Consider the following 19,755-nt stretch of genomic DNA (forward strand, 5'->3'; position numbering starts at 1 on the left):
GGCGGGAAATGTGGAACGGGGGGGGCGGTCGCGCAGCGGCGCCGGCCGCCGGGGGCGGCTGCCGCTGGGCGGCCGCCACTCCGCTCCGAGGAGGCACCGATGCCCGACGTCACCACTCCCTACGCGCCCGGGACGCCCTGCTGGGTCGATCTCGCGGCCCCCGACCAGAAGGCCGCCATCGACTTCTACGCCGGCCTCCTCGGCTGGACCGGGGAGATCGGTCCTCCGGAGACCGGCGGTTATGCCGTCTGCCAGCTGAACGGGAAGCCCGTCGCCGGCATCATGGCCGCCGTCGCGATGGGCGACCAGCCCGCTCCGCCGACCGTCTGGACCACCTATCTGGCCAGCGCCGACGCGGAAGCCAGCCAGCGGGCGGTGGAGTCCGCCGGTGGCACCGTGCTGATGCCCGTGATGGACGTGATGTCCCTGGGCCGGATGTTCATCGCCGCCGATCCGACCGGGGCGGTCTTCGGCGTCTGGCAGCCGGTCGACTTCCCGGGCGCGGGCGTGGTCAACGAGACCGGCGCACTGATCTGGAACGAGCTGAACACCACCGACCGGTCCGCCGCCTCCGCCTTCTACCGGGCCGCCTTCGGCATCGAGTCCACGACGATGGAGGGCATCGAGCACTACTACGGGCTCCAGGTGGACGGCCGCCACGTGGGCGGCATGCAGCCGATGCCGGAGCAGCTCCCCGCCGACACGCCCTCCCACTGGCTGACGTACTTCGCGGTGGCGGACGCCGATGCGGCGGTCGCCAAGGTCACCGCGTCCGGCGGCAGCGCGATCATGGAACCGTTCGACATGATCGCCGGACGGATCGCCATGGTGACCGACCCGCAGGGCGCGGTCTTCGCCCTGATCCACCCGAAGGCGATGGAGTGACCCGAACTGCCGACAGTCCGCCGATTCGGCTTGTAGCGGCCTTGGTTGACGTGGCCGCCTTGGTTGACGTGGCGGCCTTGGCTGAGGCGTGGTGGACGGCCGCCATGGCTACTGCTCCTGGGCGCGGGCGGTGTGCACCGTCTGCACGGAGAGCAGGAAGGCGTCCGGGCGGCGGGTGATGCCGGCGGGGTCGTGGGGGTCGACGAGGCGGGTGAGGGTGCTCAGGTCACCGGGGTCGAGCTGGTCGCCGTACTCCTCCACGGCGTGGCTGAGGTTGGCCTGGATGTAGCGGCGGACGTCCTCGGCGAGCGGGGCCGGCAGGTCCAGCAGGAAGCTGCGGGTGCGCGGGGTGCGCAGTCCGGCGTTGGCCAGGAAGGCGGGCCAGTCCTCCAGGGTGTCGGTGGCGTCGGGCAGGGCGGCCCGCATCTCGGCGAACCAGTCCTCCGCCGCCGCGTCCAGACGGGCCTGGAGTCCCGGGCGGCCGACGCCGATGTCACGCGGCAGGAAGCGCGGGGCGAGGCCGCCCTCGCAGACCGCGAGCAGGCCGCCGGGCCGCAGGTGGCCGGCGAGCGCCGCCACCGCACCGCGCTGGTCGCCGACGTGGTGCAGTGCCTTGCTGGACCAGATGAGGTCGGCGCCGCCGAGCGAGTCCAGGCCGTGCGGGACCTCGGCGCAGTGGGTGTGGATCCGGTCGGCCAGGCCGAGCCGGTCGGCACGGGCGCGAGCGCGGGCCAGCAGGGCCTCGGTGGCGTCCACCGCGCACACCTCGGCGTCCGGGAAGGCCCGCGCCAACAGGCAGCTGACGACCCCTGGGCCGCTGCCGACGTCCAGGATGCGACGGACGGTCGGTGCGCGGGACCCGACGCCGGGTGCCGCGGCCCCCGATGCCCCGCCCGCCCCGCCCTCGGGGCCCTCCGGGGAGAGCAGCGCGCGGAGCCAGGCGGCGGCCTGCTCGTACAGCGGGGTCTGGATCTCGGCGCCCCGTTCCAGGAACGGGCCGAGCACCTCCCAGTCGATGGCGCCGCCCTGGTCGGCACCGGCGTGGGCGTGCCTGCCGGGGGAACCGGGCAGCGGGCCGGGCGAAGGCTCCCCTGGCACGGGGCGGTCGTCACTGCTCATGGCATCGAGCCTCCGATACGGGGTGGGCGCCGGCAAGCGGCGGGGCCGGTCCGGCGGCCCCGGCACGGCCCCTGGTTCGGACCGGGGGCGGGGTCACCGTAGGGTCTTGGCCTGTGGGTACTCCGGGATGGATGCCGCCGACGGAGACCGAGCGGCGGCTGTATGAGGCAACGGCACGTGGGGACGGGGACGGACAGGTCGCGGCGATCGCCGGTGAGGACCTGTATCTGGCGGTGCCGCAGCAGGGGCAGGAGCCACTGCCCGTCTACGACGATCCGACGGCGGGCGGTAAGTGCATTCCCGTGCTGACGCGCGGCATGCTGCCGCCGTGGGAACCGCAGCGACTTTTCGACCGGGTCTCGGTCGAGGAGCTGGCGCAGGACTGGCCCAACGACAAGTGGCGGCTGGCGATCAACCCGGGCACGCCGTTCGCCGCGTACCTGTCCGCCTCGCCGGCCCACCGCGCGGCGTGGCTGCGGGTCCGGGCGCAGGTCGGGGTCCGGCCGGGCGGGCTGCTGGTCACCCTCCCCCATTGCTTTAATGGCATGGGAGGTGCCCCCATCGCGGCGCCGCTGCACGGTCCGGTGGCGCAGGGGCTGGCCTGTGGCGCGCCGCTCGCGGTGCACCACAGCGTGCCGTGGAACGAGCTGGGCACGGCGTTCCTGGACTACTCGGAGGACGCCGAGACGCTGCGCGCGCAGTGGTCGGTGGCCGATCCGGTGAGCTGGCAGCAGCGGTTCGACCAGTTGCTCGACGGGCAGTTCGTGCCGGCCGAGGCGGAGACGGCGCTGCGCGCCCGGGCCGCGGCGTCCGGCGGGGAGTCCGGTGGCGCGTCCGAGGGCGGGTCCCCTGCCGGGGCCGGTGACGGTGCGCCGCCCGCGGTTCCGGAGCTGGTGGACCGGTACGAGGAACGGTTCAGGACGGACGGGCTGCTGCCGGCCGACGGCCGGGTGGTGTCGCTGGTCGCACTGGACCTGGCGCACGCGGTGGCCCTGGTTCGCTGGGGCCTGGGCGCGCGGCTGTGCGCGCCGCCGCAGGCGGAGCAGGCGGTGATGCGGGTGGCGGCGCGGGCCCGGGAGGTCTACGGCTCGTGGGAGGAGTTCGCCGCGGGCTACGCGCTCGGGCGGGCACTGGCGTACGACAACGGCTGGTTCGGGCCTGCCTACGCGGAGACGGCGCACCTCCACCGGGTGCTGACGCAGGACCCGGCGTCCCCCTGGCGGGGTCTGTCGTTCGACTGACGGGCCCCTGGCTCCGCCCCCGGGCGGGCCGGTCACCCGCCCCTCGCGGACGCCGGCCGCGTCGGGGCATGATGCAGCCCGGGGACCGGGACGATGCCGGACCAGTACGACACAGGGGACGGATACGACATGGGCGGGAGCGGTATGCGGAGCGTCGCGCGGCGCTGGGCCAGGACGGCGGGGGTCCGGCATGGAGGCTGAGACCGCATCGTCCGTGGCCCCGGTGCGGACCGGGCCGGAGCGTCCGCCCCGCCGCCGGGTCTGGCAGCGGTACCGGACGGCGCTGCGCCGTACACCGCTGTCCGTCTGGCACGACGACCTGACGGACTACGCGGCGAGCCTGACGTACTACTCGGTGCTGGCGCTGCTGCCGTCGGCGATCGTCACCATCTCGCTGATCGGGCTCGCCGACCCGGCCGGCACCGAGCAGCTGATCAACCACCTCAGTTCGATCGCGCCGGCCGAGTCGGGGGCGACGGTCCGGCACGCGCTGGTGGTGATGGCGCACCAACGGACGGCCGCCTGGGTGGTGGTCGGTGGTGCGGCGGTCAGCGCGCTGTGGTCGTCGTGCAGCTATCTGGCGGTGTTCCGGCGGGCGCTGCACGCCATGCACCGGACGAAGGACGACCGGCCGCCGTGGCGGAAGGCGCCGCGGATCCTGGTGACCGCGCTGCTGCTGATGGCGCTGCTGATCTGCAGTGCGGTGGCGCTGCTGGTGAGCGGGCCGGTGGCGACCGCGCTGGGCCGTGCCCTGGGGTTCGGCGAGGCGGGCGAGACGCTGTGGAACCTGCTCCAGTGGCCGTTGCTGCTGGTGCTGGCGACCGTGCTGGCGATGGTGCTGTTCCGGTCGGGGCCGCCGAGTTCGCGCGGGGTGCGGCGGGCCGGGCCGGGCGGGGTGCTGGCGGTGCTGCTGTGGCTGGTGGCGTCGGCGGGCTTCGCCTTCTACGCCTCGTACGTCGGCACCTTCAACCGGCTGTACGGCTCGCTGGCCGGCCCGGTGGTGTTCCTGATCTGGTTGTGGTTCTCCAACCTGTCGCTGCTGTCCGGGGCGCAGTTCAACGTGGAGCTGGCGCGCGCCGGGCGGGTCGTCCGGCCGCGCCGCCCGAGCTGACGTCGGACCGGGCCGGCCTCGGAACGGGCGACGGCGGGGCCGGTCAGCGGGCGCCGTGCGCCGCGGCGATCTCCTCGACGCGGCGGGCCAGGCCGAAGTCGAGATGGGTGACCCGGCCGCCGACGCTGTGGGTGTTGACCGAGACGCCGAGGTGGTTGTAGCCCAGGGTCAGCTCGGCGTGGTGGCCCAACTCCTCCTGGATCTGGGAGATGTGCACGACCATCGCGGCGGCCTGGAAGTGCCGGTCGAAGCGGTAGCGGCGGTGCAGGTGGTCGCCCTCGACGGTCCAGCCCGGCAGTTCGATGAGGCGGTCCGCGATCTCCGCGTCGTCGAGTGGTGCCACCTGTGCGTTCATCGCGTTCGCCTTCCCGCCGGGTACCGGTCGCCGCCGCTGGGCGCGGCGGTCCCAGCCTGTCACGTCGGGGCGGTCGCGCGCCCGTCCACGCGGGGCGAATGGGGGCGGCCGGTGCGGCCAGGGCCTGTCCGGGCCGTCGCGAACCCAGAAGTTACCATAGGTAACACCTGGCCGGTCGGCTAGCGTCCCCGGCATGACGACTGCCACGGCGTCCGCGCCGGAAACCACGGGTGTGGGCACCCTGTTGCGAGAATGGCGGGACCGGCGCCGCATAAGCCAGCTGGAACTGGCGCTGCGCGCCGACTCCTCCGCCCGCCACATCAGCTTCATCGAGACCGGCCGCGCCCGCCCGAGCCAGGAGATGGTGCTGCGACTGGCCGAACACCTCGACATTCCCGTCCGGGAGCGCAACGCCCTGCTGATCTCGGCCGGTTACGCCCCCGCCTTCCCGGAGACCCCGCTGGACGACCCGTCGATGTCCGAGCTCCGGGCCGGCATGGACCGGCTGCTGGCGGGCTACGAGCCGTACCCCGCCCTGGTGGTCGACGGGATGTACCGCGTGCTGGCGGCCAACCGGGGCGTCGAGGTGCTGCTGGACGGCGTCGATCCGGAACTGCTCCGGCCGCCGATGAACGCCATGCGGATCACGCTCCACCCGCGCGGCATGGCCCCTCGCATCCGCAACTTCCCGGAGTGGCGGGAGCACCTCTTCGCCCAGCTGGACCGGCAGTTGGCGCTGATGCGGTCCGCGCCGCTGCGCGCACTGCACGACGAGCTCCGCTCCTACCCGCTACCGGCCGGCGGGCGGGAGACCGCGACGCCGGGCGACCACCCGCCGTTCGCCCTGCCGCTGGTGATCGAGCACCGCGGCACGGTGCTCTCCTTCCTCTCCACCATCGCCACCTTCAACACGCCGATGGATGTGACCGTTTCGGAGCTGGCGCTGGAGGCGTTCCTGCCCGCGGACCCCGAAACGGCCGAGCATCTGCGCAAAGCGGCGGGGTGAGGGCGGTTCACCTCGCCGGTACGCGGTCCAGGAAGCCGAGCACCGACCGGATCCGACCGTCCTCGGCCAGCCGTACCACGTCGAAGCCGGCGACCGGCGCCGACCCGTCCGGCGCGACCAGCTCCCAGCCGAACCGGGCGATGTCGTGGTGGCCGTCCACCACGCCCAGCGGCCGGAACACGAAACCCGGGAACTGCTCGTGCGCGCCGGCGATCGCCGCCGCCAGCCCGTCGTGCCCGGCGACCTCGGCCAGCGGGTCGGTGTAGGTGGCGCCCTCGGTGAACGCCGCGGCGACGGCCTTGGCCCGGGCGCCCTCCTCGGTGGCATTCCACGCCACCAGGTACCGCTCGGCGGCGGCCGCGTGGTCAACGGTCCGCTCGGCGGCGCCCTGCTGCACGTTCTGCGACATCGTGAACTCCTCGTGGTATCCGTCGCGGCGGCCGGTGGGATCCGGGCCGCCGGGTGACTGACGGTTCGTCAGCATCGGTTCACGGCCCGGAGTACGCCGGCCCGTGAACCGATGCCTCGACTCTGCCGGAGCGGCGGACGAGGGTCGATTACGCATGAGGTAATGCCCCTGGTCGCGGCGTGCGGCCAGGGGCATCGGGGTCGGCGGGCGGGCGGCTAGGGCCTGTCGTCAAACTCCCGCCTGCCTCGCGACGCCTGGCACGCACGCTCTCTGCGTTGTCGGGCTCACCCCGGTACACCCGGTACCGGGATGACCCTCCGCCTTGAGATCGCACGCACCAGACGCCGCGAGGCCCGCCCTCCGGGCGAACGACGGGAGTTTGACGACAGGCCCTAGCTCGCCGCGGGGACGGGGGGCACCGCCGCGTCCGCCGGAGCGTTCCCGGCCGCCTCCACAGAAGCGGTCTCGGCGCCCTGGGCACCCTCCGTCGCGTCCTCGGACACGGTCGGCCGGCGCCCGCGGCGGGCCGCCATCAGCGCGTACACCAGGATCCCGGCGAACAGGAACAGCACGCCCTGGTAGATCGCCGCGTAGCCGGCGCCCGCCACCAGCCAGAAGGTGAAGCCGAAGGCGACCACCGCGAGGGTCAGGTCGCGGGCGAAGCGGGCCGGGCGGACCTTGTCGCGGCGGCCGGAGAGCAGGAAGTAGATCTGGGCGCCGGCGGCCAGCAGGTAGGGGACGGTGGCCGAGAAGGTGGTGATCAGGACCAGGATCTCGAAGACGCCGCCGGTGCCGAGGAAGTAGTTGATCACGGTCAGGGCGGAGGCCAGCACGGCGGCGGCCAGCACGCCGAAGGTCGGCACCCCGCGCCGCTTGGTGAGGAAGGCCGCCGGGAAGAGGCCGTCCTTGGCGGCGGCGTACGGGGACTGGGCGCTCATCAGCGTCCAGCCGTTGAGCGCGCCGATGATGGAGATCACCGCGGCGGCCGCGATGACCGTGCCACCCCAGTGGCCGCCGAACATCGCGTCCACGGCGTCGGAGAACGGCGCCTTCGAATTGACCAGCTTGTCGTGGGCGACGGTGCCGAACACCGACAGGGTGCCCAGCAGGTAGACGACGGCGGCACCGACGGTGCCCAGCACGGTGGCCCGACCGACGTTGCGCTCGGGGTTGCGGACCTCGCCGGCGCTCATCGCGGCGGACTCCACGCCCACGTAGCTGTAGAGGAGGATCGCGGCCGCCGCGGACAGCCCGCCCAGGGTGCTGCCGCCGCCCTCGTGGAACGCCCCGAGCTTGTGCGGGTCGAAGAAGAACAGCCCCACGACCGCGATGAACAGCAGCGGCACGAACTTCAGCACCGTGGAGACCATCTGGACGGCCCCGACGTACCGGGTGCCCGCGAAGTTGGCGAGCGCCGGCAGCCACAGCGCGCCCAGCGCCACCATCAGATCGACGCCCCGGGACGCGTGTCCGGGGAAGAGCACATGGACGTAGCCGACGGCGGCCACCGCCAGCGCGGCGTTGCTGACCCAGGTCATCGTCCAGTACGACCAGGCGGAGAGGAAGCCGGCGAAGTCGCCGAACGCCTCGCGCGCGTAGACATAGGGCCCGCCGGTGTCCGGATGGCGCTCGGCGAGCCGCCCGAAGACCAGGGCCAGGGCGATCGCCCCGAGGGTGAGGACGCCGAAGGCGACCAGGCTGACGGTGCCGAAGGGGGCGACCGAAGCCGGCAGCAGGAAGATTCCGCCGCCGATGATGTTCCCCATCACCAGGGCGGTAGCGGTCCCCAGACCGAAACGGCGGGTGTGCCGGTCGTGCATGGCGTGGTGGGCCCTCTCGTCGTGCGCGGTGCACCCGGGATTGCCGGGCCAGGACATGGTGGGCGACCGGAGGGCCCCCGCAAAATCACCGGTTTTTGTCCCGCCAGGGGTGGGGCGACCGGAAAAACCTTCGGGCTGCCCGGCCTAGCGCCGCAGGTCGTCCGCCTCCGGCCCGAGCCGCCCGTACGGCTCCTCCGCCCCCGGGCCGACGGGCAGTTGCGGACCGTCCGCCTCCCGCAGCCAGCGCCGCAGCACCTGGTGGACCTGCTCGGCGCCGGTCAGCGGCGTCCCGTCCGGGACCGGCGGGGACAGCTCCGCGGGCCACAGGAGGAAGGGCCGGCTCTGCGGGCCGCCCAGCCCGCCGTGCGAGCCGATCTGCTCCTCGAAGGCGTGCACCGCGCCGGTCGCCGGATCACAGGCGGAATTGATCATGAGGTCGGCGACGTGCGGGAACCGGTCGGTGCGGCGGACCGCTTCGGCCGCACCGGGCCCGAAGGGCGCCAGCGGGTCCGCGCCGACGACCCGCCCGGTGTCGAGGTGGTGCTCGCCGCCGTCCGGGCCCAGCACCACCGCACCGTGCGCGACCGAGCGGACCAGGACGAAGCCGATGCCCGGGTGGCCGGCGAGGGTGTCCAGCAGCGCCGGATGGCGGCGGTCCAGCTCCTCACGGGTGATCCGGTCGGGGACGTCCGGGAACGAGACCAGGCCGAGGTTGCCGGAGGCCAGCACGACCGGCTGCGCGCCGGGCCGGTCCCCGTCCGCCGTCCCCTCCGGCCGGCCCAGCGCCGCCCGCGCCGCCTCCCGGGCCTCGGCGCCGCTGGCGGTGCGCCCGGCCCGCCGCCGGACCGGCAGCCCGCACCCGGCGCGGACCAGGTCGCTCAAGGTCAGCCCGTAGCGGTCCCGGAAGGTCGCGCCGGGGCTCTGGCCGTGGTCGGAGAGCAGCACGATGCGGTACGGCCGGGGCGCGTACCGGCCGGCCTCGGCGATCAGCTCGATGCAGCGGTCGAGGCGACGCAGCACCTGGTGGGTGTCGCGGTGCACGGGCCCCGAGTGGTGCGCCACCTCGTCGTAGGCGACCAGGTCGGCGTAGACCGCGGTGCGGCCGGCCAGCATGTCGCCGAGCACCGCGGCTACCACCACATCGCGCTCGACGACGGTGGCGAAGGCCCGGATGACCGGGTAGAGGCCGCCCCGCCTGACCCGTGGCCGCTCGCGGCGGCAGCGGCTGCGCAGCGCCTGGCCGACCTCCCGCAGGACCTCGGCGACGAAGGAGACCGCGGTCCGGGTGGCGTTGGCCGGGTCGGAGAAGTAGGCGAAGTAGCCGGCCCGCGAGCGGTTGTACCGGCCGCGCCGGGCGGCCACCGACATCACCAGGGCGACCTGGTCGGCACCGCCGCTGAAGAGGTTGCCGCGGCTGGCGCCGTCGTGGGCCAGCAGCCCGCCGTCGCCGGTGCGCGCGACCGCCCGGCGCTGGAGTTCGGCAGCGCTGCTGGGCCGGTTGCTGACGATGAGGTCGCCGGTCTCCTTCTCGTACCAGCGGAAGGCGGGCAGGTCCTCGTTGCTGCCGTGCAGGATGGCGAGCTGGCTGGCGCCGGTCTGGCTGGACCAGTCGGTGCGCCACGGGGCGAGCCGGTGACTGGTGCCGACCCAGCGGGCGAGGGTCGGCATCAGCGGGCGCTCGCCGCGGGTCGCCTCCCGCAGCACCTCATGGCCGACGCCGTCGAGCTGGAGGAAGACCGTCCCGGGCGTGGCCGGCCCGCGGTCCGCGCCGGCCCGCCTCCCCCGCCGGCCGGCCAGCCGCACCAGCCGACGCCGGTACGCCTCGTCGTTGCGCACCGCCAGGAAGGTCGAGGTCGCCGAGGACGCCGCCGACATCACGGCCGCCACGATCACCGCGGTCTCCGGCGTGGTCTGCCCCCGCCCCGCCGGGACCACGTCCAACGCGACCAGCAGCAACGACCCGTTGAGGAAGAACACCAGCAGCCCGAGCACCAACGCCGGCACCAGCAGCAGCGCGCGCACCAGCAGCGGCCACACCAGGGCGCTGAGCAGGCCGAACGCGCCGGCGGCCAGCGCCGCGGTGAGTGCGGTGCGGGTGAGGCTCTCGCCGCCGACGGCCTGCAGCCGGAAGTCGGGCAGCACCGCGGCCAGGGCGAGCAGGGTCAGGCTGGAGACCGCCCAGACGGCCAGCACCCTCAGGAGGGCGCCGCCGAGGGCCTTCCACCGCGCGGTCCGCACGCCGTCCCGCCCTCCCCGCTCGGGCCCGCCGCACCAGCCGGACGGGCATTCCGGCCAAGGGTGTCATCAAAGCGGGCGGGTGTCATAAAGCGGGCGGGGATTGTGGGCGGGGAGAGTGGACGGGGCTGGGGGCAGGGCACAGGGGGCAGGGCAGAGGGGCAGGGCATGTGCCCGCCGCTCGCTGGACGCGTCCCCGGGACCTGCCTGCGGGGTGCATGAGGGAGGATCGGTAACGATCGGAACGGGTACGCGGCAGGGCGGCTGGACGATGAGCGACCCGGCCCGGCCCGGGCAGGGCGTCGCGGCCGGAGCGTCCCGGATCGGGCGATGCCCGGCCGGGCAAGGAGGTGGACCGAGCATGTCCGTGAAAGTCACCTGGTGGGGACATGCCACGGTGACCGTCGAGGACTCCGGGGTGCGGGTGCTGACCGACCCGCTGTTCGTCGCCCGGCTCGCCCACCTGCGGCGCCGCCGCGGCGCACTGCCGCCCCCCGAGGCGGCCCACGCGGACGCGGTCCTGATCTCCCATCTGCACGCCGACCATCTGCACCCGGCCTCGCTGGCCCGGCTCGCGCCCGGGACCCGGCTGATCGTGCCGTACGGCGCGCCGGCCGCCGTACCCGGACTGCGCAAGGTGGCCGCGGCCAGGGGCCTGCCGGTGAGCGAGCTGCGGCCGGGCCAGGAGTGCCGGATCGGACCGCCCCGGGACGCCGCCGCCCTGACCGTCCGCGCGGTGCCGGCCGCCCACGACGGCCGTCGACTCCCCTACGGACCGCACCGCGTCCCCGCCCTCGGCTACGTCATCAGTGGTACGGCCCGCACCTACTTCGCCGGCGACACCGGACTGTTCCCGGAGCTGCCGGACGAGGTCGGGCCGTGCGAAGTGGCGCTGCTGCCGGTGGGCGGCTGGGGACCGTTCCTCGGCCATGGCCACCTCGACGCCCGGCGGGCCGCGGTGGCGGCGGCCCGCCTGGCACCGTGCAGCGCGGTGCCGGTGCACTACGGCACGTACTGGCCGATCGGTCTGGACGCCGTCCGGCCCCACGAGTTCCACGCGCCGGGCCAGGAGTTCGAGCGACAGGCCGGGCTCCTCGCGCCGGAGGTCACCGTGCACCGGCTCGGGCACGGCGAGTCGGTGCACCCGAGGACCACCCGATGATGCCCACGGGTCCCCACCGGCCGGCACGACCATCAACGGCACGCCCATGAGCGGCACGACGCTGGCCGACGGCCTCCACCAGGTGCTCACCCATGCCCCGCCGGAATCGACCCAGCAGGCGGTCGGCTACCCGTCGCTGTTCCTGCTGGTGGTGCTGGGCTCGCTGGTGCCCGTGGTGCCCACCGGCGCGGTGGTCAGCTCGGCGGCGGCGGTCGCCTTCCACCACAGTTCGCCGCTCGCCCTGCTGCTCGTCTTCGTGGTCGCGTCCGGCGCCGCGTTCCTCGGTGACCTGGGCCTGTACTGGCTCGGGCGACGCGGCGTCCACTCCCGCAACGGCTCGCGCTGGCTCGCCCGGCTCCGTGATCGCGCCGCACCGGAACGCCTGGCGCAGGCGCGGCACAGGCTGCGGGAGCACGGCGTGTTGGTGCTGGTGCTCTCCCGCCTGGTACCGGCCGGCCGGATCCCGGTCATGCTGGCCTGCCTGCTCGCCGAGATGCCGCCCCGGCGCTTCGCCCGCGGCGACCTCCCGGCCTGCCTGGCCTGGGCTGCCACGTACCAGCTGATCGGCCTGCTGGGCGGCTCCCTCTTCCGCGAACCCTGGCAGGGCGTGGCCGCCGCGATCGGCCTGACGGTGCTCTTCAGCGCCGCCCCGGTCGCATGGCGCCGCCTCCGCCCGTCGCCGGCGGACGGCGAGGAACAGTCGGCGGAAGGGGAGGGATGACGGACGGGGCGGGGGCGGACGAGGGACGGAGGGCGGACGGGAGGGGGGACACGCGGGAGGGGCAAGGGTAGAGGGTGGTGGGTGTAAGGGCGGTGGGTGTGAGGGCGGGGCCTCAGCGCTCCGCCAGCACCCGCGACGCCCCGACCGGCAGATCCCACAGGTCCGACCGCGGACGGCCGGTCGCCGCCCAGGCGGCCCGGATGCGGTGCAGCGGCTCCAGCGGCGGCTCGGCCGACAGCAGGAACGTCGACCAGTGCATCGGCGCCAGGCACCGCGCCCCCAGGTCCTGGCAGGCCCGTACCGCCTCCTCCGGGTCGGTGTGCACCGGCCGCAGCATCCAGCGCGGGTCGTACGCCCCGATGGGCAGCAACGCCAGGTCGATGTCCCGGTAGCGGCGGCCGATCTCCTCGAACCAGTGGCCGTAACCGGTGTCCCCCGCGAAGTGGATCCGCCGCCCGTCGGGGGCGGTGAGCACCCAACCGCCCCACAGGGAACGGCAGGTGTCGGTCAGCGTCCGCTTGCTCCAGTGGTGCGCGGGCACGAAGTCGATCCGCACCGGGCCGGCGGGGCCGGCCAGTTCCACCGCCTCCCACCAGTCCAGGTCGGTGACCTGGGTGAAGCCGCGCCGCCGGGCCCAGGGCGCCAGTCCCGCGGGAAGCAGCAGCGGAACGTCGCGCGGCAACCGTTTCAGCGTCGGCGCGTCCAGGTGGTCGTAGTGGTTGTGGCTGATGACGACGGCGTCGACCGGTGGCAGGTCCTCCCAGCGGACCCCCACGGGGGTGACCCGGGCGGGCGTACCGAGGATCTTGCGGGACCAGACCGGGTCGGTGAGGACCGTCAGCCCACCGATCCGGATGACCCAACTGGCGTGCCCGGCCCAGGTCAGCGCGAAGGTCGTGGGACCGGCCTCCGGCATCGGGCCGGGCTCGAAGGGCAGTTGCTGGATCTGCCGGAGCGTCTCGGCCGCCGGGCGGAGCTTGCCCTCCCGCGCGATCCGGGCCAACGCGCGGACGCCGGGCAGCGGCGCGGTCAACCGGTCGGTGAAGTCACGGGGCCAGGTGCGGGGCTCCCCCAGGGGGCGCGGTTCGGCCAGCGGGTGCGAGGGCGGCGCGGTCTCCGGGAGCGCCGCGGTGGCAAGACGCCCGCCTGCCGTGCCCGCGACCGCGCCACCACCAACCTCCTCTGTAACGGCGTTACGGCCGCCCGCAGCACCGTCACCGCGGCCCCCGCCCCCGCCCCCGCGCTCACTACCGCTCCCCCTGTGACGATCACCGTCGTGGCGATTGCCGTTGTGACGATCGCCAACGCGTCGGTCGTCGGCATGCGAACCCCGCTCGGCGCCGGAGGTCTCGACAGGGGAGGTCTCGTCGAGAGGGGTCTCGTCGACGGAGGTCTCGTCCAGGGACGTTTCCTCCAATGAGGTCTCATCCAGGGACGTCCCATCGAGAGAGGCCGTATCGAGAGCGGTCTCATCGAGGGAGCGCCCGGCGAGAGAGCGCTCGGTCTGTTCGGTCATCCAGGGGCTCCATTCGAGGGCCGGGCAGAACCGGAGTCACGAGGCGGGCGGGCGAGTCGCGCCGGAGCCGCGCCCAGTTCGGCCAACGCCCGACCCAGATCGCCCAACCCCGCCCGCACATGGGGAAGTTGGAGTGGATCGGCCGTGTTCAACACCCGCTGCCGCAGCTCCATGTCGGCGCCGAGCAGGGCATCCACTCCCAGCCGCACCCGTAGGGCCTCCGGATCGTCCTCGAAACGATGGGCGCCGCGGGCCGCCCACGACGCCAACTCCCCTTCCAGTGCCGCCGATCCGGTGGGCCCACGGGCGCCGAACGACCGCCGCAACGGTTCGAGGTCGGCGTAGAGGGAGCTGCCAGCATGCGGCGGGCGGCAGAGCGCACCGGCCCCGGTGAGCGTGCGGTACAGCGCCCCGGTGAGTGCCCCGTACACCCGCGCGGCGGCCGCGGTCCGCTCCCGTACGGCGTCGGGCTCGGCGAGCGCATGGGTGACCGCACAGGCGAGCGGCCCGGGAAGCGGGGTGTGGATCCGGGTGAGGGTCTGCAGGACCGCGTCCCGTAGGAGGGCGCCCCGACGGGTGCCCGGAAAACGGGCCAGCGCGACGGGCCAGGAGGCGGGCAGCAGCGCCGCCCGCAGATCGGTCAGCACCACGACCTCACCCGGCAGCATCTCGGCGGGGCTGAGCACCACGGTGTCATGCGGGTCGTGCAGCAGGTCCCGGCTCGATTCGTCGCTGACGACCCACAGCCCCTCCTCGGCCGCCGCCTCGCACACCTCGTGCAGTTGCTCCGGTGGCGGGCAGGTGCCGGTCGGGTCGTCGGCGACGGAGAGGACCAGGACACGCGGGGTGTCGCCGTGCATCCTGGCCCGCCGTACGGTCTCCAGCAGCGCGAACGGGTCCGGCAGCCCGCCCGATTCGGCCGGTACCGGCGTCAGGTGGACCGGCCGCCCCAGCAACCTGGCGGGCGGCGCGTACCACTCGGCGCACGGCCGCGTCAGCAGCACCGCACCGTCGACCGCGGCATACAGGGCGAGCAGCAGAGCGGCTGCCCCTGGGGCGGCCAGCACCCGATCGGCGGGGGTGAACAGGCCGCGGCGCTCCCAGTAGCCGCAGGCGGCGGTGCGCAGCGGTGCGGAGCCGCCGGAGGGTTCGGGGGCGGTGCGGCCGGCAGCCGCGGAGAGGTGCGCGGCGAGTTCGGGAAGGACCGGCAGGCCCACCGGCGGGGCCGGATCCGGCTCCCGCTGCGGATCCGGGGCGGTCCGCTGCATCCGTACCTCCACTCCACGGCGGCCGGTCGGTCGTGGGCCCATCACATGATGAACGGCCCCGACCACCTTCGCAGATCACGGGAGTGGCGACCGGGGGCGACACGTCAGCGGAGGGTGACCACTGCCTCCTGAGGCGAACGCGGAGCCCGCCCGGCCGAACGGCGCCGACCGGGCGCCCTCCCCCGGCCCGCCGCCATACCCCGCCGTCCCCGAGCCGTCCCCGCACCGCGCCCGCCCGGCCGCGCGGCCTCGGACCGCTACGCCTCCGCCTCCGCCTTCGCCTCGGCTGCCGCCTCCGCCCTCCGCCCGCCCGTAGGCGCCTCGTACCGATGCACCTCCACCGTTTCCTCCGCCCCTGCCGCGCCCCACACCTGGCGCTCGGTGCCGCGCCGCACCCATCCCCGGCGCTCGTACAGCGCGACCGCCGAGGTGTCGGACGTCTTCACCTCCAAGACGGGCCGCACCCCCCGGGCCGCGGCCTCCGCCTCGACGGCGGCCATCAACCGCGCGCCGAGGCCGTGCCCCCGCGCGCCGGGCGCGACATAAAGGCGGCTCACCTCGCGTCCGCACAGCGCGGCATGGCCGGCCACCGTGCCTCCCGCCTCGGCGACCCACGCGGCGGTCAGCCCGTCGGGGGTGAGCCACCGGCCCGGCTCCTCGGGCCAGTGGTGGGGGTAGCCGCTGTGGGCGTGCACCTCGGCGAGAACCGCCACACAGGCACCGAGGTCAGCATCCCCCCGCCTCCGAACCACCCACGCCTCCCGTTCCTCCACCGCTCCCACCCCTCACGCTTCCCCGCCCGCAACGCCCGCAACAGCCAGCGGCCACCGGCCACCGGCCACCGGCCACCGGCCACCGGCCACCGGCCATCAGTGTCTCCCCCCTGCCTGCCTCGTCCCTCCCCGGGTACACGTGCCCCATGCACAGCCGAAAACTTCTCCCGCACCTCGACCGGTGGGCCTTCGATCGGATCGCCGCGCGCGAATGGCCGGGCGCCCAGCGCGTACTGCCCCGGCTGACCCGCAGTGCCAATCACGGGCTGCTGTGGTTCGGTGTGGCGGCCGGGGCGGCGGCCCTGGGCGGGCGGCCCGCGCGTCGGGCCGCCCTGCGCGGCATGGCCTCGCTGGCCCTGGCGTCCGCGACGGTGAACACCCTCGGCAAACGCTCCGTACGCCGCGCCAGACCGCTGCTGGACGCCGTCCCGATGATGCGTCAGCTCGGCCGCCAGCCCTTCACCTCCTCCTTTCCGTCCGGGCACGCGGCCTCGGCGGCGGCCTTCGCCACCGGTGTCGGCTTCGAGAACAAGTGGTGGGGCCTGACCCTCGCCCCGCTCGCCGCCTCCGTGGCGTTCTCCCGCGTCTATACGGGTGTGCACTATCCGGGTGACGTGCTGGCCGGTGCCGCGCTCGGCGTGGGCGCGGCCTTCGCGGTGCGCGGCATGGCGCCGACCCGCGCCCAACTGGCCCCGCCCGCCCGGCCCCGCGCCGAGGCGCCCGCACTGCCCCGCGGACGCGGACTGTACGTGGTGGCCAACGCGTCCTCCGGACAACGCTCGGGGCCGCGCCCCGACCGGGCCGCGGAGGTGCACGGAGCGCTCCCGCAGGCCGAGGTGGTGGTCTGCGGCGGACCGGACGGCATGCCGATGGACAAGGCACTGGAGGAGGCGGCCGAGCAGGCCCTGGCGCGGGGCGGTGCGCTGGGCGTGCTCGGCGGCGACGGCACCGTCAACGCGGCGGCCACGGTCGCGGTGCGCCACGGACTGCCGCTCGCGGTCCTGCCCGGCGGCACCCTCAACCACTTCGCCTACGACCTGGGCGTCGAGACCTACGCGGACGCGGCGCGCGCCGTGGAGAGCGGCGAGGCCGTGGCCGTCGACCTGGCGCGCTTCCAGGTCGGGCCGCATCAGGACGGCCAGTACTTCCTCAACACCTTCTCCATCGGGGCGTATCCGGAGCTGGTCCGGATCCGGGAGCGGTGGGCGCATCGGATCGGCGCCTGGCCCGCCGGGATCCTCGCCGCCTGCGAAGTGCTGCGCTCCTCCACGCCCCTGAGCATCGAGATCAACGGCGAACGGCACGCCGTCTGGCTGCTGTTCGTCGGCAACTGCCAGTACCGCGGCCTGGGCACCGCGCCCGTACGGCGCCACGACCTGGCCGACGGCGTGCTCGACGTCCGCGTGGTGCACGCCGGTCGGCTGGCCGGCATCCGGCTGCTCACCGCCGCCCTGCTGGGCACCCCGCGCAGTTCTCCGCTCGTGGGCGAGGCCCGGCTCCCCCGCCTGCGCATCGGCGGCCTCCCGAACGGCACCCCGCTCGCCTACGACGGCGAAGTGAGCGCCGTACCCGGCGAGTTGACCCTGGAGAAGAGGAACGAGGCCCTGACCGTCTACCGCCTCCTCCCCAACTGACCAACCCCACACCCACCAGGAGCCACCACCTCGCGTCCACATCGCAAGACATATCTCTCGCCATACGAGACACCGGCGTACCGTGTGAGGCAGTCCGCCGTAGGGCATCCGCACCCCGGCCGCGTTCCGACATGGCCTCGTGCGGCAGCCCCCGATGTCCGCGAAGGAGCCGATCCATGCCGCAGGAGTCCGCCGTCTACACCCACGGCCACCACGAGTCCGTACTGCGCTCGCACACCTGGCGCACCGCCGCCAACTCAGCCGGATACCTGCTGGATTCACTGCTGCCCCACATGCAGGTCCTCGACATCGGCTGCGGCCCCGGCACCATCACCGCCGACCTGGCGGCCCTGGTGCCGGACGGCCAGGTCACCGGCCTGGACCACGCGCCCGGCATCCTGGAGCAGGCCCGCGCCACGGCCGCCGCCCGCGGAGTGCAGAACGTCCGCTTCACGGTTGGCGACGTCCATGAACTGGACTTCCCCGACGACACCTTCTGCGTGACGCACGCCCACCAAGTCCTGCAGCACGTGGGCGACCCCGTGCAGGCGCTGCGCGAGATGCGCCGCGTCACCAAGCCCGGTGGCATCGTCGCCGTCCGCGATGCGGACTACGCCACCTTCACGTGGTACCCGGAGGTGGCGGGGATGGCCGACTGGCTGGACCTCTACCGCCGGGTGGCCCGCGGCAACGGCGGCGTGCCGGACGCCGGGCGCCGACTGCATGCCTGGGCACGCCAGGCCGGCTTCGCGCCGGAGAACATCACCGCGCAGGCGAGCACCTGGTGCTACCAGACCCCCGAGGAGCGCTCCTGGTGGTCCGAACTGTGGGCGGACCGCACGGTCGCCTCCTCCTACGCCAAGATCGCGATCGACGGCGGATACGCCACCGAGGACGACCTGACCCGCATCGCCGCGGCCTGGCGGGAGTGGGGCACCGAGGAGGACGGCTGGTTCGGCATGCTGCACGGCGAGATCCTGTGCCGGGTTTGACGTAGCGTCAGATCGACACTTCCGCCACCTCGCCTCCACCGCGTGGGCACACCGCAGTCACACCACGGTCAGGGTTCGCGCAGTCACCGGCAGCCCAACTAGGCTGATTCATATGGACATTCTGGGGACCTCACTTCGGGTATGTGTCGGCGACCTCGATGCCGCGGTCACGGTGTACGAACGACTGACCGGTGCCGAGGCGATCCGCTTCCAGCGCGGCGGGGTGGCGGTCGCCGCGGTGGGATGCTTCTTCCTGATGAGCGGCCCCGAGGCGGAGCTGTCGGTACTGCGGAAGATCACCGCGACCCTCGCCGTCAAAGATGTCGACCAAGCGGTGGCCGACCTCACCGCGGTCGGCGCGGACATCATCGCCGGGCCACTGTCCACCCCCATCGGACGTAATCTGATTGCCCGTCACCCCGACGGCTCTGTCTTCGAGTACGTCGATCGCGCACAAGGCAGCTAGCCTCTCCGCCGCACTCCCTTCACCCGTCGGAGGACGGCCGGACGGCGTCCGATGCACACTCGCGGCGCGCCGTGCGGCGCCCGGGTCGCCTGCTCGCCCCTCACACCCCTCACACCTCCAGGACGATCTTGCCTCGGGTCCGGCCGGCCATGCTGCGCCGGAACGCCTCGGCGGCCTCCTCCAGCGGGAGCGCCGTATCGACCTGCACGGTCAGCTTCCCCGCGTCCGCGAGGATGGCCAGGGCGGTCAGATCGGCGGTGTCCGGTCTGACCCACACCATGTGACCGCCCTTCGCACGGACCTCGCCGTCGGCGATCGACACCACCCGGCTGCGGTCCTTGAGCACCTCCTGCGAGACGTCCACGGCCCCACCTCCGACGAAGTCCAGGGCGACGTCGACGCCTTCGGGCGCCAGGGCGCGCACCCGGTCCGCGAGCCCGTCGCCATAGGTCACCGGTTCGGCGCCCAGGGACCGCAGGAAGTCGTGGTTGCGCTCGCTGGCCGTGCCGATCACGCGGGCCCCCTCGGCGACCGCGATCTGGACGGCCAGCGAGCCGACACCGCCCGCGGCGGCGTGCACCAGCACCAGATCGCCCGCCTTGGTCCGCGCCCGCTTGAGGGATTGATAGGCCGTCAGCCCGGCGAGCGGGAGCCCGGCGGACTGCTGCCAGCCGAGCGTGTCGGGCTTGCGGGCCAGGGTGCGCACCGGCGCGGCGACCAGCTCGGCGTACGTGCCGTGCTGCACCTCGTCCTTGCGGACGTAGCCGATGACTTCGTCGCCCACCGCGTACTCGGTGGCGTCGGCGCCGACCGCCTCGACCACTCCGGCCACGTCCCACCCGGGAATGAGCGGGAAGTGAGCGTGCATCATGCCGTCCAGATAGCCCGCGACGACCTTCCAGTCGACCGGATTGACGCCGGCGGCGTGCACCCGGATCAGCACCGAGTCCGGCCCGACCTTCGGATCGGGCTGCTCGGAGTAGGTGAGAACCTCAGGGCCGCCGTAACTGTTCGTGGTGATTGCCTTCATGTTCGTCACAAC

Annotated in this window: 18 protein-coding genes; 9 read left to right on the forward strand and 9 right to left on the reverse strand. The window is 74.1% G+C overall.

The features are described from left to right. Positions 1 to 99: 99 nt before the first annotated feature. A complete protein-coding gene (locus MOV08_RS10285) occupies positions 100 to 885 on the forward strand; it encodes a VOC family protein (RefSeq protein WP_039631169.1) in 786 nt (261 codons plus the stop codon). A gap of 108 nt (positions 886 to 993) precedes the next feature. Here MOV08_RS10285 and MOV08_RS10290 read toward each other — a convergent pair whose 3' ends face one another. Continuing rightward, positions 994 to 2,004 (reverse strand): class I SAM-dependent methyltransferase, encoded by a 1,011-nt coding sequence (locus tag MOV08_RS10290; RefSeq protein WP_275307166.1) that lies wholly within the window; start codon positions 2,002 to 2,004, stop codon positions 994 to 996. Positions 2,005 to 2,135: 131 nt separating this feature from the next. On the opposite strand from MOV08_RS10290, the gene MOV08_RS10295 reads away from it, so the two are divergent. Next, a complete protein-coding gene (locus tag MOV08_RS10295; protein WP_275307167.1) occupies positions 2,136 to 3,245 on the forward strand; it encodes a DUF1266 domain-containing protein in 1,110 nt (369 codons plus the stop codon). Positions 3,246 to 3,435: 190 nt separating this feature from the next. Next, a complete protein-coding gene (locus MOV08_RS10300) occupies positions 3,436 to 4,356 on the forward strand; it encodes a YihY/virulence factor BrkB family protein (protein WP_039631173.1) in 921 nt (306 codons plus the stop codon). Between the two features lie 43 nt (positions 4,357 to 4,399). Here the strand turns inward: MOV08_RS10300 and MOV08_RS10305 are convergent, their stop codons facing one another. Next, on the reverse strand, positions 4,400 to 4,711 hold the full coding sequence (locus tag MOV08_RS10305) for a 4a-hydroxytetrahydrobiopterin dehydratase (protein WP_205369157.1): 312 nt from the start codon (positions 4,709 to 4,711) through the stop codon (positions 4,400 to 4,402). Between the two features lie 193 nt (positions 4,712 to 4,904). Between MOV08_RS10305 and MOV08_RS10310 the strand changes: the two genes are divergently transcribed. Then, positions 4,905 to 5,717 (forward strand): helix-turn-helix domain-containing protein, encoded by an 813-nt coding sequence (locus tag MOV08_RS10310; RefSeq protein ID WP_063777432.1) that lies wholly within the window; start codon positions 4,905 to 4,907, stop codon positions 5,715 to 5,717. Between the two features lie 7 nt (positions 5,718 to 5,724). Here the strand turns inward: MOV08_RS10310 and MOV08_RS10315 are convergent, their stop codons facing one another. From MOV08_RS10315 to MOV08_RS10325, 3 genes are all read right to left on the reverse strand, one after another. Continuing rightward, a complete protein-coding gene (locus MOV08_RS10315) occupies positions 5,725 to 6,126 on the reverse strand; it encodes a nuclear transport factor 2 family protein (protein ID WP_052287397.1) in 402 nt (133 codons plus the stop codon). 392 nt (positions 6,127 to 6,518) lie between these two features. Further along, a complete protein-coding gene (locus MOV08_RS10320; protein ID WP_275311749.1) occupies positions 6,519 to 7,946 on the reverse strand; it encodes an amino acid permease in 1,428 nt (475 codons plus the stop codon). A 144-nt stretch (positions 7,947 to 8,090) separates the two neighbouring features. After that, entirely contained in the window at positions 8,091 to 10,184 is a 2,094-nt protein-coding gene (locus MOV08_RS10325) for a phage holin family protein (RefSeq protein ID WP_275307168.1), read from the reverse strand. 358 nt (positions 10,185 to 10,542) lie between these two features. Between MOV08_RS10325 and MOV08_RS10330 the strand changes: the two genes are divergently transcribed. Together MOV08_RS10330 and MOV08_RS10335 are read left to right on the forward strand one after the other, a co-directional pair. After that, positions 10,543 to 11,343, forward strand: coding sequence for an MBL fold metallo-hydrolase (locus MOV08_RS10330; protein WP_275307169.1), 801 nt, complete (start codon positions 10,543 to 10,545; stop codon positions 11,341 to 11,343). Positions 11,344 to 11,389: 46 nt separating this feature from the next. Next, positions 11,390 to 12,064 (forward strand): DedA family protein, encoded by a 675-nt coding sequence (locus MOV08_RS10335; RefSeq protein WP_275307171.1) that lies wholly within the window; start codon positions 11,390 to 11,392, stop codon positions 12,062 to 12,064. A gap of 112 nt (positions 12,065 to 12,176) precedes the next feature. On the opposite strand, the gene MOV08_RS10340 is transcribed toward MOV08_RS10335, so the two are convergent. From MOV08_RS10340 to MOV08_RS10350, 3 genes are all read right to left on the reverse strand, one after another. After that, entirely contained in the window at positions 12,177 to 13,157 is a 981-nt protein-coding gene (locus tag MOV08_RS10340; RefSeq protein ID WP_052287399.1) for an MBL fold metallo-hydrolase, read from the reverse strand. Between the two features lie 419 nt (positions 13,158 to 13,576). Next, positions 13,577 to 14,848 carry an aminotransferase class I/II-fold pyridoxal phosphate-dependent enzyme gene (locus MOV08_RS10345; RefSeq protein WP_275307172.1) on the reverse strand — a complete coding sequence of 424 codons (1,272 nt, stop codon included), beginning with the start codon at positions 14,846 to 14,848 and terminating at the stop codon, positions 13,577 to 13,579. Positions 14,849 to 15,105: 257 nt separating this feature from the next. After that, a complete protein-coding gene (locus MOV08_RS10350; RefSeq protein ID WP_275307173.1) occupies positions 15,106 to 15,561 on the reverse strand; it encodes a GNAT family N-acetyltransferase in 456 nt (151 codons plus the stop codon). Positions 15,562 to 15,767: 206 nt separating this feature from the next. On the opposite strand from MOV08_RS10350, the gene MOV08_RS10355 reads away from it, so the two are divergent. The 3 genes from MOV08_RS10355 to MOV08_RS10365 all read left to right on the forward strand — a co-directional run bounded on the left by MOV08_RS10355 (position 15,768) and on the right by MOV08_RS10365 (position 18,713). Then, a complete protein-coding gene (locus MOV08_RS10355; RefSeq protein WP_275307175.1) occupies positions 15,768 to 17,255 on the forward strand; it encodes a bifunctional phosphatase PAP2/diacylglycerol kinase family protein in 1,488 nt (495 codons plus the stop codon). Positions 17,256 to 17,431: 176 nt separating this feature from the next. Further along, complete coding sequence (locus MOV08_RS10360; RefSeq protein ID WP_275307176.1) at positions 17,432 to 18,247, forward strand: methyltransferase domain-containing protein; 816 nt, start codon at positions 17,432 to 17,434, stop codon at positions 18,245 to 18,247. Positions 18,248 to 18,359: 112 nt separating this feature from the next. Continuing rightward, positions 18,360 to 18,713 (forward strand): VOC family protein, encoded by a 354-nt coding sequence (locus MOV08_RS10365; RefSeq protein WP_039631189.1) that lies wholly within the window; start codon positions 18,360 to 18,362, stop codon positions 18,711 to 18,713. 109 nt (positions 18,714 to 18,822) lie between these two features. Here the strand turns inward: MOV08_RS10365 and MOV08_RS10370 are convergent, their stop codons facing one another. Beyond that, positions 18,823 to 19,743 (reverse strand): NADP-dependent oxidoreductase, encoded by a 921-nt coding sequence (locus tag MOV08_RS10370; protein WP_275307178.1) that lies wholly within the window; start codon positions 19,741 to 19,743, stop codon positions 18,823 to 18,825. Positions 19,744 to 19,755: the final 12 nt, after the last annotated feature.

Origin of the sequence: Streptomyces yunnanensis, assembly GCF_029011865.1 — a bacterium.
Taxonomy (GTDB): domain Bacteria; phylum Actinomycetota; class Actinomycetes; order Streptomycetales; family Streptomycetaceae; genus Streptomyces; species Streptomyces yunnanensis.

What these genes read in the sequence shown, in the direction of transcription:
- MOV08_RS10285 (WP_039631169.1), top strand. Translation starts at nt 100, where the DNA reads ATGCCCGACGTCACCACTCCCTACGCGCCCGGGACGCCCTGCTGGGTC.
- MOV08_RS10290 (WP_275307166.1), bottom strand. Translation starts at nt 2,004, where the DNA reads ATGAGCAGTGACGACCGCCCCGTGCCAGGGGAGCCTTCGCCCGGCCCG.
- MOV08_RS10295 (WP_275307167.1), top strand. Translation starts at nt 2,136, where the DNA reads ATGCCGCCGACGGAGACCGAGCGGCGGCTGTATGAGGCAACGGCACGT.
- MOV08_RS10300 (WP_039631173.1), top strand. Translation starts at nt 3,436, where the DNA reads ATGGAGGCTGAGACCGCATCGTCCGTGGCCCCGGTGCGGACCGGGCCG.
- MOV08_RS10305 (WP_205369157.1), bottom strand. Translation starts at nt 4,711, where the DNA reads ATGAACGCACAGGTGGCACCACTCGACGACGCGGAGATCGCGGACCGC.
- MOV08_RS10310 (WP_063777432.1), top strand. Translation starts at nt 4,905, where the DNA reads ATGACGACTGCCACGGCGTCCGCGCCGGAAACCACGGGTGTGGGCACC.
- MOV08_RS10315 (WP_052287397.1), bottom strand. Translation starts at nt 6,126, where the DNA reads ATGTCGCAGAACGTGCAGCAGGGCGCCGCCGAGCGGACCGTTGACCAC.
- MOV08_RS10320 (WP_275311749.1), bottom strand. Translation starts at nt 7,946, where the DNA reads ATGCACGACCGGCACACCCGCCGTTTCGGTCTGGGGACCGCTACCGCC.
- MOV08_RS10330 (WP_275307169.1), top strand. Translation starts at nt 10,543, where the DNA reads ATGTCCGTGAAAGTCACCTGGTGGGGACATGCCACGGTGACCGTCGAG.
- MOV08_RS10335 (WP_275307171.1), top strand. Translation starts at nt 11,390, where the DNA reads ATGAGCGGCACGACGCTGGCCGACGGCCTCCACCAGGTGCTCACCCAT.
- MOV08_RS10345 (WP_275307172.1), bottom strand. Translation starts at nt 14,848, where the DNA reads ATGCAGCGGACCGCCCCGGATCCGCAGCGGGAGCCGGATCCGGCCCCG.
- MOV08_RS10355 (WP_275307175.1), top strand. Translation starts at nt 15,768, where the DNA reads ATGCACAGCCGAAAACTTCTCCCGCACCTCGACCGGTGGGCCTTCGAT.
- MOV08_RS10360 (WP_275307176.1), top strand. Translation starts at nt 17,432, where the DNA reads ATGCCGCAGGAGTCCGCCGTCTACACCCACGGCCACCACGAGTCCGTA.
- MOV08_RS10365 (WP_039631189.1), top strand. Translation starts at nt 18,360, where the DNA reads ATGGACATTCTGGGGACCTCACTTCGGGTATGTGTCGGCGACCTCGAT.
- MOV08_RS10370 (WP_275307178.1), bottom strand. Translation starts at nt 19,743, where the DNA reads ATGAAGGCAATCACCACGAACAGTTACGGCGGCCCTGAGGTTCTCACC.